Annotated in this window: 5 protein-coding genes and 1 pseudogene; all 6 read left to right on the top strand. The window is 70.0% G+C overall.

Going from position 1 to position 12,646, the window contains the following annotated elements:
- Window positions 1-8 precede the first annotated feature (8 nt).
- The 6 genes and pseudogenes from GLX30_RS08690 to pulA all read left to right on the top strand — a co-directional run bounded on the left by GLX30_RS08690 (window position 9) and on the right by pulA (window position 12,562).
- Window positions 9-1,019 carry a sugar ABC transporter permease gene (locus tag GLX30_RS08690; protein ID WP_159685577.1) on the top strand — a complete coding sequence of 337 codons (1,011 nt, stop codon included), beginning with the start codon at window positions 9-11 and terminating at the stop codon, window positions 1,017-1,019.
- The gene (locus GLX30_RS08685; RefSeq protein WP_159694940.1) at window positions 1,013-1,867 is read left to right on the top strand and encodes a carbohydrate ABC transporter permease; all 855 of its coding nucleotides are present in this window, start codon (window positions 1,013-1,015) and stop codon (window positions 1,865-1,867) included. The genes GLX30_RS08690 and GLX30_RS08685 overlap by 7 nt, the downstream gene beginning before the upstream one ends.
- Window positions 1,868-1,950: 83 nt before the next feature.
- Complete coding sequence (locus GLX30_RS08680) at window positions 1,951-3,600, top strand: glycoside hydrolase family 13 protein (protein WP_159685575.1); 1,650 nt, start codon at window positions 1,951-1,953, stop codon at window positions 3,598-3,600.
- Complete coding sequence (locus tag GLX30_RS08675; protein ID WP_159685572.1) at window positions 3,588-4,646, top strand: LacI family DNA-binding transcriptional regulator; 1,059 nt, start codon at window positions 3,588-3,590, stop codon at window positions 4,644-4,646. The genes GLX30_RS08680 and GLX30_RS08675 overlap by 13 nt, the downstream gene beginning before the upstream one ends.
- Before the next feature lie 742 nt (window positions 4,647-5,388).
- Window positions 5,389-7,089, top strand: coding sequence for a carbohydrate-binding module family 20 domain-containing protein (locus GLX30_RS08670; RefSeq protein WP_159685570.1), 1,701 nt, complete (start codon window positions 5,389-5,391; stop codon window positions 7,087-7,089).
- A gap of 107 nt (window positions 7,090-7,196) precedes the next feature.
- A pseudogene (gene pulA / locus GLX30_RS08665) lies at window positions 7,197-12,562 on the top strand (pullulanase-type alpha-1,6-glucosidase).
- The last annotated feature ends 84 nt before the right edge of the window (window positions 12,563-12,646 follow it).

The following is a 12,646-nucleotide window of genomic DNA, read 5'->3' as shown; positions in this document are numbered from 1 at the left end:
GCCGGCTGATGGCTGTGGACACCAGCAGCCAGTCGGTGGCGAAGGCCGCGGGCGATGTCGCCCGCGGCCGGAGCCGCGGTACTGGCAAGCCCGAGCGGAAGCTCAAGCGTTCCCTCTCCACACACTGGTACGCCTGGGCGATGGTCGCCCCGGTGACCGTCGTGATCGCCGTGATCATCGGCTACCCGCTGTTCCGCGGCATCTACCTGTCGCTGACGGACGCGAACGAGCGGAACGTCGCCCGGAGCATCGGCGTCAACGAGATCCCCGCGACGTACGAGTTCGTGGGTCTGGACAACTACACGGAGGCCCTGACCGGCGACCAGTTCCTCGGCACGCTCGGCTGGACGCTGGTGTGGACGGTGGCCTGCGTCTCGGTCACGTTCGTCCTCGGCCTCGGCCTCGCCAACATGCTCAACCGCAGGATCGCCGGCCGCTCCTTCTACCGGATGCTGCTGATCCTGCCCTGGGCGGTGCCCGGCTTCGTATCCGTCTTCGCCTGGCGCTTCCTCTACAACCAGGACAACGGACTCCTCAACAAGATCCTCGCGGGCGGCGGCATCGACGCCGTGCCGTGGCTCAACGACCCGACCTGGGCCAAGTTCTCGGTGATCGCCGTCAACGTCTGGCTCGGTGTGCCGTTCATGATGGTCGCCCTCCTCGGCGGCCTCCAGTCCATCCCGGGCGAGCTCTACGAGGCCGCCGAGATGGACGGCGCGAGCGCCTGGCAGCGGTTCCGCAACATCACGCTGCCCGGACTGCGTTCCGTGAGCACCACCGTGATCCTGCTGAGCACCATCTGGACGTTCAACATGTTCCCGGTGATCTTCCTGCTCACCCGGGGCGGGCCCGGCGAGGCGACACAGATCCTGGTCACCCAGGCGTACAAGTTCGCCTTCGAGATCAGCCCTCGCGACTTCGCCCAGTCGTCCACGTGGGGCGTGCTGATCCTCGTCCTGTTGATGCTCTTCGCCGCGGTCTACCGGCGAGTCCTCCGCAAGCAGGGAGAAGTCTGGTGACCACCGCCGTGAACACATCCCGCCGCGACCGCCGTTCGCCGCTGGCCTCCGTCGGTCTGCACGCCACCCTGATCGTGGCCTCCGTGATCGCCGTCTTCCCGGTGCTGTGGGTCTTCCTGACCTCTCTCAAGCCGGCGAAGTACGCGATCACCACGGACTTCGTGAAGGAAACGACCCTCGCGAACTACACCGACCTGCTCGAGAACACCGAGTTCCTCACCTGGTTCGGCAACTCGCTGCTGATCGCGGGCCTCACCACCGTCCTCGGCGTCTTCGTCTCCGCGACCACCGGCTACGCGGTCAGCCGCTTCCGGTTCCCCGGCAAGCGCGGACTGATGTGGACCCTGCTCATCACCCAGATGTTCCCGGTCGCGGTCCTGATCGTGCCGATCTACAACATCATGGCCACGATGGGACTGCTCAACCAGCCCGTGGGCCTGGTCGTCACGTACCTGACCATCGCCGTCCCGTTCTGCGCGTGGATGATGAAGGGCTTCTTCGACACCATCCCGATGGAGATCGACGAATCGGGCCAGGTCGACGGGCTCACCCCGTTCGGCACGTTCTGGCGGCTGATCCTGCCGCTCGCCAAGCCCGGCATCGCGGTCACCGCGTTCTACTCGTTCATCACCGCCTGGGGCGAGGTGGCCTACGCCTCCGCCTTCATGGTCGGCGACGAGAACCTGACGCTCGCGGGCGGTCTGCAGAAGTTCGTCAACCAGTACGGCGCCCAGTGGGGCCCGATGGCGGCGGCCTCCGTGCTCATCGCCATCCCGGCCGCGCTCGTGTTCCTCTTCGCCCAGCGGCACCTGGTGACCGGTATGTCCGCCGGTGCCGTCAAGGGCTGACCACCCGTATGAAGCGGCGACGCCGGTCCGTGCCTGATCCCCGGGCCGGCGTCGCACCCCACCCCATCACCTCCAGGGATGACATGACCCAGCACCTTGCTGCCCCCGCCGCCCCCACGTCCGGCACGCACACGGGCTGGTGGCGCGACGCGGTGATCTACCAGGTCTATCCGCGCAGCTTCGCCGACGGGAACGGCGACGGCATGGGCGATCTCGAAGGCGTGCGCAGCAGACTGCCGTACCTGAAGGACCTCGGTGTCGACGCTGTGTGGCTCAGCCCCTTCTACGCGTCCCCGCAGGCCGACGCCGGCTACGACGTCGCCGACTACCGTGCCATCGACCCGATGTTCGGCACGCTCCTCGACGCCGACGCGCTGATCCGCGACGCCCACGAGCTGGGTCTGCGCGTCATCGTGGACCTCGTCCCCAACCACTCCTCCGACCAGCACGAGTGGTTCAAGCGCGCGCTGCGCGAGGGGCCCGGGTCCCCGCTGCGGGCCCGCTACCACTTCCGCCCCGGCAAGGGCGCGAACGGAGAACTCCCGCCCAACGACTGGGAGTCCATCTTCGGCGGCCCGGCCTGGACGCGCACCGAGGACGGCGAGTGGTACCTGCACCTCTTCGCCCCGGAGCAGCCGGACTTCAACTGGGACAACCCGGCCGTCGCCGACGAGTTCCGCTCGATTCTGCGCTTCTGGCTCGACATGGGCGTGGACGGCTTCCGCGTCGACGTCGCCCACGGCCTGGTCAAGGCCGAGGGCCTGCCGGACCTCGGCGGCAGCGACCAGGTCAAGCTGCTCGGAAACGATGTCATGCCGTTCTTCGACCAGGACGGTGTGCACGAGATCTACCGCAGCTGGCGCACCATCCTCGACGAGTACCCGGACGACCGGATCGCCGTCGCGGAGGCGTGGACACCGACCGTGGAGCGCACCGCGAACTACGTGCGCCCCGACGAGCTCCACCAGGCGTTCAACTTCCAGTACCTGGGCACCCCCTGGGACGCCGCCGAGCTGCGCGCCGTGATCGACAGCTCGCTCGCCGCGATGCGCCCGGTCGACGCCCCCGCCACCTGGGTGCTGTCGAACCACGACGTCACCCGGCACGCCACCCGCTTCGCCAACCCGGCGGGCCTCGGCACCCAGCTCCGCACGGCCGGGGACCGCGAGCTCGGTCTGCGCCGGGCCCGCGCCGCGACGCTGCTGATGCTGGCCCTGCCCGGCTCCGCCTACATCTACCAGGGCGAGGAGCTCGGCCTGCCCGACGTCACCGACCTCCCGGACGAGGTGCGCCAGGACCCGTCGTTCTTCCGCGCGGCCGGCCAGGACGGATACCGCGACGGCTGCCGGGTGCCGATCCCGTGGACCGTGGCAGGCTCCTCGTACGGCTTCGGCAGCGGCGGCAGCTGGCTGCCGCAGCCCGCCTCCTGGGGCGGTCTGAGCGTCGAGGCGCAGACCGGCGACCCCGGTTCCACGCTCGAGCTCTACCGCAGCGCGCTCGCGGTGCGCCGTGAGCACCCGGGCCTCGGCGCCGGGACGGCCGTGGAGTGGCTGGAGTCCCCCGAGGGTGTGCTCGCGTTCCGCCGTGACGGCTTCGTCTGCACCGCCAACACCACCGGCGAGACGGTCCGTGTCCCGCTGCCCGGCCGCACCCTGCTCGCCAACGAGACGGTGATGATCGTGGACGACATGGCGGAGCTGCCCGCCGACACGACCGTCTGGTGGGCGGTGTGACGATCCCGCTGCCTCGGGGTGACGGGAACGGCGCCCCGAGGCTCGCCGATCTCGCTCTCCAGGCGCAGGTCAGCGAAGCCACGGTCAGCCGGGTGCTGAACGGCAAGGCCGGCGTCGCCGCCGCCACCCGGCACAAGGTGCTGGCCGCCCTCGACGTGCTCGGTTACGAGCGGCCCGTGCGCCTGCGGCAACGCAGCGCCGGGCTCGTCGGGCTGATCATCCCCGAGCTGACGAACCCGATCTTCCCGGCGTTCGCGCAGGTCATCGAACAGGTGCTGGCGGGCCACGGCTACACGCCCGTGCTGTGCACGCAGATGCCCGGCGGTTCGACGGAGGACGAGCTGGTCGAGCAGCTCGAGGAACGCGGCGTCACGGGCATCGTGTTCCTCTCCGGGCTGCATGCCGACACGACGGCCGACCCCACCCGCTATCTCAAACTGGCGGGCCGTGGCATCCCGTTCGTCCTGATCAACGGCTACAACGAGGCCGTGGAGGCGCCGTTCGTCTCGCCGGACGACCGGTCCGCGGCGCGGATGGCCGTGCGGCACCTCGTCGAACTCGGCCATGAGCGCATCGGTCTGGCCATCGGCCCCACCCGCTATGTGCCCTCGCTGCGCAAGGCCGAGGGCTTCACCGAGGCCCTCCAGACGATGCTGGGGTTGAGCGCGGACGAGGCGGAGGGGCTCATCCAGCGCACGCTGTTCTCCGTCGAGGGCGGCCAGGCGGCCGCCGGCCTGCTGCTCGACCAGGGGTGCACCGGCATCGTCTGCGGCAGCGACCTGATGGCGCTCGGCGCCATCAGGGCGGTGCGGGCGCGGGGGCTAGAGGTGCCCGGGGACGTCTCGGTCGTCGGATTCGACGACTCGCCCCTCATCGCCTTCACGGACCCGCCGCTCACGACGGTGCGTCAGCCGGTACAGGCCATGGCGACGGCGGCGGTGGACGCGCTGGTCGAGGAGATCGACGGAAACCCGGTGCAGCGCACGGAGTTCGTCTTCCAGCCGGAACTCGTGGTGCGCGGCTCGACGGGTGCGCCGCGGCGCTGACAGCAGTGCCGATCGGCCGGGAACGGGCCCGGCGGTGAGGGGCGCGGCGCCGGGCCTGCGGGCCGGGTCCGCGCCCTGGTCGGTTGCGGGCCCGGACGTGGCGCGTGGTGCGAACGCGGCGGTGCCGTGCGGCTGTTCGGGAGGCCCGGGGCCTGCCCCTGGTCGGGGCGCGGCGGGGTCTTTCGGCGGCCCCGGGCCTCCAGCTCGTAGGTCTCGGCCGGTGGGTCGGGGGCGGATAGGCCCGATGCCCGTGATCCTGCGGCCTGTTGAGGCGCTCCGGCTCACGGGCCGGTGCGGTGACCGGCCCGGCCGGCCGGGCGCGTAGGGCCCCGGCGCTGACCGGAACCCCCGGCCGGCCGGGCGTGCAGGGCCCCGGTCTTCACCGGAACCCCCGGCCGGGGCAAGGCCGTGGAAGGCACCCACTGGGGATGACCGTCAACGGCTCGTGCCCGGATGACCCGCCACGACCCGGGTTGGGGGCCGGACCGGAGTCATGGTTGAACGTAACACCGTTGCAATAGCTTGCGAAAGAGTTTGCGGCCACGAAACGGCGGGTTTTCAAGCATGTCACCGGAGTGTGCCTCGAAGGGTTGACCGGCGGCCGGGCGGGCCCTACGGTCTCGTCCGCAACGAGTTTCAGACTTCTTGCAGCAAGAAATCCCCAAGGCCTTGCGGGCACGGCGCGTTGCCGCACGAGGCTGACCCCTCGCATCCGCACCTTCCTGTGAGCCCAGGAGGAATCATGGCCAACAGAACCGTGGCCGCGGCACTCGCCGTTGTGGCAGGAGCCGCCGTCGCCGTCACGGCCCCCAGCACCGCCCAGGCCGCCCCACCCGGCGACAAGGACGTCACCGCGGTGATGTTCGAGTGGAAGTTCGACTCGGTCGCCCGCGCCTGTACCGACTCCCTCGGCCCCGCCGGCTACGGATTCGTACAGGTCTCGCCGCCTCAGGAGCACATCCAGGGCAGCCAGTGGTGGACCTCTTACCAGCCCGTCAGCTACCGGATCGCCGGACGTCTCGGTGACCGCGCCGCCTTCAAGAGCATGGTCGACGCCTGCCACGCGGCGGGGGTCAAGGTCGTCGCCGACTCCGTCATCAACCACATGTCCGCCGGTTCCGGCACCGGGACAGGCGGATCCGCGTACACGAAGTACAACTACCCCGGCCTGTACTCCTCGTACGACATGGACAACTGCACCTCGCAGATCAACAACTACCAGGACCGCGGGAACGTGCAGAACTGCGAGCTCGTCGGGCTCGCGGACCTGGACACCGGCGAGGAGTACGTCCGGGGCAAGATCGCCGGATACCTGAACGACCTGCTGTCGCTCGGCGTGGACGGCTTCCGCATCGACGCCTCCAAGCACATGCCGGCCGACGACCTGGCCGCCATCAAGGGCAAGCTCGCGAACCCGGGCGTCCACTGGAAGCACGAGGCCATCCACGGCGCGGGCGAAGCCGTCTCCCCGAGCGAATACCTCGGCAGCGGCGACGTACAGGAGTTCCGCTACGGACGCGGACTCAAGCAGGTCTTCACCGGCGGGAGCCTCGCCCACCTGAAGAACTTCGGTGAGGGCTGGGGCTTCATGGAGTCCGTGAAGTCGGCCGTCTTCGTCGCCAACCACGACACGGAGCGCGGCGGCGACACCCTCACCTACAAGGACGGGGCCGACTACACCCTGGCCCATGTCTTCATGCTCGCCTGGCCGTACGGCTCGCCCGACGTCCACTCCGGCTACGAGTTCGGCAATCACGACGCAGGCCCGCCGAACGGCGGAGCGGTGAGCAGCTGCTACAGCGACGGGTGGAAGTGCCAGCACTCCTGGCGCGAGATCTCCTCGATGGTCGGCTTCCGCAACACCGCCCGCGGCCAGAGCGTCACGAACTGGTGGGACAACGGTGCCGACCAGATCGCCTTCGGGCGGGGCGGCAAGGCGTACGTAGCCATCAACCAGGAGGGCGCCGCGCTGACCCGCACCTTCCAGACCTCTCTCCCGTCCGGCACCTACTGCGACGTGCAGAGCGGCAAAAGCGTCGCCGTCAACGGCTCCGGCCGGTTCACGGCCACGCTCGGCGCCGGCACCGCCCTCGCACTGCACGCCGGCGCGCGGGACTGCGGCGGCGGTTCGACCGATCCCGGACCCGTGAGCGCGGGCGCGTCCTTCGCCGTCGACGCCACCACGGTCGTCGGCCAGAACATCTACGTCACCGGCAACCAGCCGGCGCTCGGCGGCTGGAACCCCGCCGGCGCGGTCGAGCTCGACCCGGCGGCCTACCCCGTCTGGAAGGCGGACGTGAACCTCACCGCCGGGACGTCCTTCGAGTACAAGTACATCCGCAAGGACGGAGCAGGCAACGTCACCTGGGAGAGCGGCGCCAACCGCACCGCCACCGTCCCGTCCTCCGGCAAGGTCACGCTGAACGACACCTGGCGCAACTGACGCCACCCCCGTGCTGCCCGCGTCCCTCCCCGGGCGCGGGGCACCGCACTCGCACCACAACAACCCTCATCCAGGAGAGACCCGCCTTGATACGCCCTCGTGTCCCGCTGCGCCACCTCGTGGCCGCCGCCGCGGCGACTGCGACGGTCGCGGCGCTCGTGACCGCCCTTCCGGCGGCCGCGGCGCCCGAACCGCCGAAGCCGCCGTCGGACAGATCGCTCGCCGCCGAGCCGGCCCGCCACGACCTCACCCGCGAGCAGTTCTACTTCGTCCTGCCCGACCGCTTCGCGAACGGTGACAGGAACAACGACCGCGGCGGACTGACCGGTTCGCGCCTCACCACCGGCTACGACCCCACCGATAAGGGCTTCTACCAGGGCGGCGACCTCAAGGGGCTCACCGACAAGCTGGACTACATCAAGGGGCTCGGCACCACCGCCATCTGGATGGCGCCCATCTTCAAGAACCAGCCCGTGCAGGGCGAGGGGAAGGACGCGGGCGCCGGCTACCACGGCTACTGGATCACCGACTTCACCCAGGTCGACCCGCACTTCGGCACCAACGCCGACCTGGAGCGGCTGATCGACAAGGCCCACGCCAAGGGCATGAAGGTCTTCTTCGACGTCATCACCAACCACACCGCCGACGTCGTGGACTACAAGGAGAAGTCGTACGGCTATCTCTCCAAGGGCGCCTTCCCCTACCTGACCGAGGGCGGCGTGCCGTTCGACGACAGCGACTACGCCGACGGCACCAGGCGCTTCCCCCGCACCGACGAGGACTCCTTCCCGCGCACCCCCGTCGTGCCGGACGCCAAGAAGAACCTCAAGGTCCCCTCCTGGCTCAACGACCCGGAGATGTACCACAACCGCGGTGACTCGACCTTCGCCGGCGAATCCTCCGAGCACGGCGACTTCGTCGGCCTGGACGACCTGTGGACCGAACGTCCCGAGGTCGTCGAGGGCATGGAGAAGATCTACCAGCGCTGGGTCCGCGACTTCGACATCGACGGCTTCCGCATCGACACGGTCAAGCACGTCAACACCGGGTTCTGGACCCAGTGGGCGACCTCGCTGGACGAGTACGCCGCGAAGCGCGGCCGTGACGACTTCTTCATGTTCGGCGAGGTCTACTCCGCCGACCCGGCCATCACCTCGAAGTACGTCACCCAGGGCCGCCTCGACGCCACGCTCGACTTCCCGTTCCAGGACGCGGCACGCACCTTCGCCTCGCAGGGCGGGTCCGCCGAGAAGCTGGCGAACCTCTTCGCGCAGGACTACCGCTACACCACGGACAAGGCCAACGCCTACGAGTCCGTGCCCTTCCTCGGCAACCACGACATGGGCCGCTTCGGCACCTTCCTCGCGCAGGACAACAAGGACGCCGACGACGCCGAGCTGCTGAAGCGCTACCGGCTCGCCAACGAGCTGATGTTCCTCAGCCGCGGCAACCCCGTCGTCTACTACGGCGACGAGCAGGGATACACCGGGGCCGGCGGCGACAAGGACGCGCGCCAGACGCTGTTCGCCTCGAAGACCGCCGACTTCCTGGACGACGACCAGATCGGCACCGGCCGCACGCACGCCGAGGACGCGTACGACACCTCGCACCCGCTCTACCGGCAGATCGCCGCGCTCGCGAAGCTCACCAAGACCCACCCCGCGCTGCGTGACGGCATCCAGCAGCAGCGGTACGCGCAGGACTCGGTGTACGCCTTCTCCCGCACCGACGCCCGGACGGCGACCGAGTACGTCGTCGCGGTCAACAACGCCACGGAGGCGAAGACCGTCCAGGTGCCGACCGGTTCGGCCGCCATGGACTTCACCGCGGTCCACGGCGCCGACGGCACCGTCCGCAGCGGGGCCGACAAGAAGATCGAGGTGACCGTACCCGCGCTCTCCTCCGTCGTCCTCAAGGCGGCCGGGTCGCTGGCCGCACCCGCCGCCGCGCCGTCGATCACGCTCGAGGCACCCGGGGCCGACGCCACCGGTACCGTCGAGATCTCCGCCGACGTCGACGGCGGGCAGCTGAACCGTGTCGTGTTCGCGGCCCAGACCGGCAACGGCAAGTGGCAGGTCCTCGGCTCCGCCGACCACGCCCCTTACAAGGTCACCCAGCACATCACGGCCCCGGCCGGGACGGCCCTGCGCTACAAGGCCGTCGTCGTCGACAGCGCCGGCCGTACCGCGAGCGCCGCGGCCGCCACCACCAGCGGCGCCCCGGCCGTCGAGCAGCCGCCGAGCGCCACCCAGCGCGACTACGCGATCGTCCACTACAAGCGCGCCGACGGGGACTACGACGACTGGGGCCTGTACACCTGGGGCGACATCGCCGAGGGCGAAGGCACCACCTGGCCCGCGGGCAAGCCCTTCACCGGACGTGACGCCTACGGCGCCTTCGCCTACGTCAAGCTCAAGCCCGGTGCATCCTCCGTCGGCTTCATTGCCGTGAACAAGGACGGCGTGAAGGACACCGACGCCGACCGCAGCATCGATCTGTCCAGCACCGGCGAGGTCTGGATCGAGCAGGGCAAGCCGGAGGTGCGGAACACGGCGCCCGAGGGCGCCTACCCGCCCCAGGACACCGGCAAGGCGATCCTGCACTACAAGCGGGCCGACGGCGACCACGCCGGCTGGGGCCTGCACACCTGGACCGGTGCCGCGAACCCGACCGACTGGTCGAAGCCGCTGGAGCCGGTGCGGACCGACGCGTACGGCGCGGTCTACGAGGTGCCGCTGGCGCCCGGCGCCACGTCCCTCAGCTACATCCTCCACAAGGGCGACGAGAAGGACCTGCCGTCCGACCAGTCGCTCGACCTCAAGGCCGACGGCCACGAGGTGTGGCTGCTCGCCGGCCAGGAGAAGTACCTGCTGCCGCAGCCCAAGGGCGGCGGAGCGGCACTGGACCTGACCAAGGCGCAGGCGGTCTGGATCGACGAGAACACCGTCGCCTGGAACGGCAGCGAGGCCGCCGCCTCCAGCGCCCTGCTCTACTCGCGCGACGGCTCGATCGCGGTCAAGGACGGTGCGCTCACCGGTGACCGCCGCGTACTGCGCCTCGCCAGGACGGAGCTCACCGACGCCCAGAAGGAGAAGTTCCCGCACCTGGCGAAGTACGCCGCCCACACGGTCGACCCGCGCGACCGCGACCGCATCCGGGAAGCGCTGAAGAGCCAGCTCGTGGCGGCCCAGTACGCCGCCGGCGGAGCCGCGGTCACGGCCACCGGGGTGCAGATCGCCGGAGTGCTCGACGACGTGTACGCCGCCAGGGCCACCAAGGCCGACCTCGGCACCACCTTCGACCGCAAGGGCGTGCCGACGCTGCGGCTCTGGGCGCCCACCGCCCAGCACGTCTCCCTCGAACTCGAGGGAAGACCGTGGCGATGCGCCGCGACGAGGCGAGCGGTGTCTGGTCGGTCAAGGGCGGCAGGAACTGGAAGGGGGACACGTACCGGTACAACGTGAAGGTCTGGGCCCCCTCCGTCCAGAAGGTCGTCACCAACAAGGTCACCGACCCGTACTCGCTGGCGCTGACGGCGGACTCGGAGAAGAGCGTCGTCGCCGACCTGTCCGACAGGTCGCTCGCGCCGAAGGGCTGGTCGACGCTGAAGAAGCCGGCGGCCGTGCCCCTGAAGGACGCCCAGATCCAGGAGCTGCACATCCGCGACTTCTCGATCGCGGACGCCACCGCCGAGAACAAGGGCACCTACCTCGCCTTCGCCGACAAGGACAGCAAGGGCTCGAAGCACCTGCGCGAACTGGCCGGCGCCGGCACCTCGTACGTCCATCTGCTGCCCGCCTTCGACATCGGCACCATCCCCGAGAAGAAGTCGGACCAGCAGCAGCCCGAGTGCGACCTGAAGATCTACGCGCCCGACTCGGACGAGCAGCAGGCGTGCGTCGCCGCGGCGGCCGCGAAGGACGCGTTCAACTGGGGCTACGACCCGCTGCACTACACCGTCCCGGAGGGCTCGTACGCCACCGACCCGGACGGCACGAAGCGCACGGTCGAGTTCCGGCAGATGGTCAAGGCGCTGAACGAGGAGGGCCTGCGCACCGTCATGGACGTGGTCTACAACCACACCGTGGCCGCGGGGCAGTCGGACAAGTCCGTCCTGGACAAGGTCGTGCCCGGCTACTACCAGCGGCTGCTGGCCGACGGCAGTGTCGCCACCTCCACGTGCTGCGCCAACACCGCGCCGGAGAACGCGATGATGGGCAAGCTCGTCGTCGACTCCGTCGTGACCTGGGCGCGTGACTACAAGGTGGACGGCTTCCGCTTCGACCTGATGGGACACCACCCGAAGGAGAACATCCTGGCGGTGCGCGCCGCGCTCGACGAGCTGACGCCCGAGCGGGACGGCGTGGACGGCAAGAAGATCATCCTCTACGGGGAGGGCTGGAACTTCGGCGAGATCGCCGACGACGCCCGGTTCGTCCAGGCCACGCAGAAGAACATGGCGGGCACCGGCATCGCCACCTTCTCCGACCGGGCGCGCGACGCCGTCCGTGGCGGCGGACCGTTCGACGAGGACCCGGGTGTGCAGGGCTTCGCCTCCGGTCTCTACACCGACCCGAACACCTCGAAGGCCAACGGCACACAGGCCGAGCAGAAGGCGCGGCTGCTGCACTACCAGGACCTGATCAAGGTCGGGCTGTCCGGCAACCTCGCGTCCTACTCCTTCACCGACACCGGCGGCCGTACCGTCAAGGGCTCGCAGGTCGACTACAACGGCGCCCCGGCCGGCTACGCCGCCGTGCCCGGTGACGCCCTGGCCTACTCGGACGCCCACGACAACGAGTCGCTGTACGACGCACTGGCCTTCAAGCTCCCGGCCGGCACGTCACCGGCCGACCGGGCCCGGATGCAGGTGCTCGCGATGGCGACATCGGCACTGTCGCAGGGGCCCTCGCTCTCCCAGGCCGGCTCCGACCTGCTGCGGTCCAAGTCGCTGGACCGCAACTCCTACGACAGCGGTGACTGGTTCAACGCCATCCACTGGGACTGCCGCGACGGCAACGGCTTCGGCCGCGGACTGCCGCCGGAGGCCGACAACAAGCCCAAGTGGGGCTTCGCGAAGCCGCTGCTCACCGACCCGTCGCTGACCGTGGGCTGCGCCGAGATCAACGGCGCCTCCGCGGCCTACCGGGACCTGCTGCGGATCCGCACCGGCGAGCCGGCCTTCGGCCTGGCCACCGCCGGGCAGGTCCAGTCGGCGCTGTCCTTCCCGCTGTCGGGCAAGGACGAGACACCCGGTGTGATCACCATGCAGCTCGACGACCTGGTCGTGGTGTTCAACGCCGGTCCGCAGGAGCAGACCCAGCGGGTCGCGGCACTGGCCGGTGAGGACTACGCCCTCCACCCGGTCCAGCGCACGGGCGCGGACGCGACCGTCAAGGCGGCCGCGTACGAGAAGGGCTCGGGCACCTTCACGGTCCCGGCACGCACGGTCGCCGTTTTCGAACGCGGCTGAGCCTCTGCCGCTGATCCCCTGGTCCGGGACTCCCGGGCCAGGGGATCGCTGTGGTCGGGGCGCGGAAGAGCGCCGCTCCCGGCC

Origin of the sequence: Streptomyces sp. Tu 2975 (assembly GCF_009832925.1) — a bacterium.
Lineage (GTDB): Bacteria > Actinomycetota > Actinomycetes > Streptomycetales > Streptomycetaceae > Streptomyces.
The sequence above is the reverse complement of the archived record's forward strand: the minus strand, read 5'-3'. Positions and strand labels throughout refer to the sequence as shown.